The following is an 821-nucleotide window of genomic DNA, read 5'->3' as shown; positions in this document are numbered from 1 at the left end:
TTCTTTTATTTCTGATTTCAAGTTAGTGAAAGTTGTCATCACTTCTTGAAAGAGTAAAGGATCAAATTCTTCTGAGTCTAATACACGGACAAGTGGCAACATTGGATAATGATCTCTCAACTCCTCCTGCAGGTAATCTGAAATCATTTTATCATTCGAGATAACACTATCTACTCTAACAATCGCTGGAATGCTAGTAATACTCTCCTCGTTTTGATAAAAAGTTAAAGCCACATCCCCTGCAGAAACAGACTCAAATTTTAAGTTATCCGATGAAAGTTTAAAATAATAAGCCAATGGTTCTTGTCCGACTCCTGTTAGGTAGTATCCACGGATAATTTTGAATAACTCTGACATCGATCTGTCTCCTTCCTAACAAACTTTTAGAAGTCTAAACGGAGCTTGATACACATCTGGATAGTGAATCAATCTCTTTTTTCTTTGTTCAGGAAGTGGCTTTCGATAATGTTTTTGAAGATACTGAAATGCTAGTCCCAAAGTATCAAAAACTAAAACTTTATTCTCCCCATTACAAATATAGTCACCTAATTCAAAACTGAAAATTACATACTTCATTCTTCTTCTCACTTTCTATTTTCGCCAACCATTGCCAATAGATCTGTCTCTAATTCAAAATCATATCCGTTTTCTAAACGAACTCGTTGACGAATCCCTATAAGTGAGAGAATTAATAAAACTCCTCCAATAAATATAAGGCTAAATAATCCAACTGTAACTAAAATCATATCATTCCTCCATAGGTTATTTTATGTACATGTATATCCTTGTAATAATCGTAGATATAAATGTAAGGCAGTCTG

3 protein-coding genes are annotated in these 821 nt (G+C 33.6%); all 3 read right to left on the bottom strand.

All coding sequences use genetic code 11. The annotated features are described in order from the left end of the window. Positions 1-357: hypothetical protein (locus HMPREF2619_RS02200; RefSeq protein ID WP_070458719.1), on the bottom strand; the 357-nt coding region annotated here is incomplete at its 3' end. Between the two features lie 15 nt (positions 358-372). Continuing rightward, positions 373-576, bottom strand: a complete 204-nt coding sequence (locus HMPREF2619_RS11555; RefSeq protein WP_000878299.1) for a hypothetical protein — start codon at positions 574-576, stop codon at positions 373-375. Between the two features lie 8 nt (positions 577-584). Continuing rightward, complete coding sequence (locus HMPREF2619_RS11335; RefSeq protein WP_186821477.1) at positions 585-746, bottom strand: hypothetical protein; 162 nt, start codon at positions 744-746, stop codon at positions 585-587. Positions 747-821: the final 75 nt, after the last annotated feature.

The organism is Streptococcus sp. HMSC074B11 (genome assembly GCF_001808705.1).
GTDB lineage: Bacteria > Bacillota > Bacilli > Lactobacillales > Streptococcaceae > Streptococcus.
The sequence above is the reverse complement of the archived record's forward strand: the minus strand, read 5'-3'. Positions and strand labels throughout refer to the sequence as shown.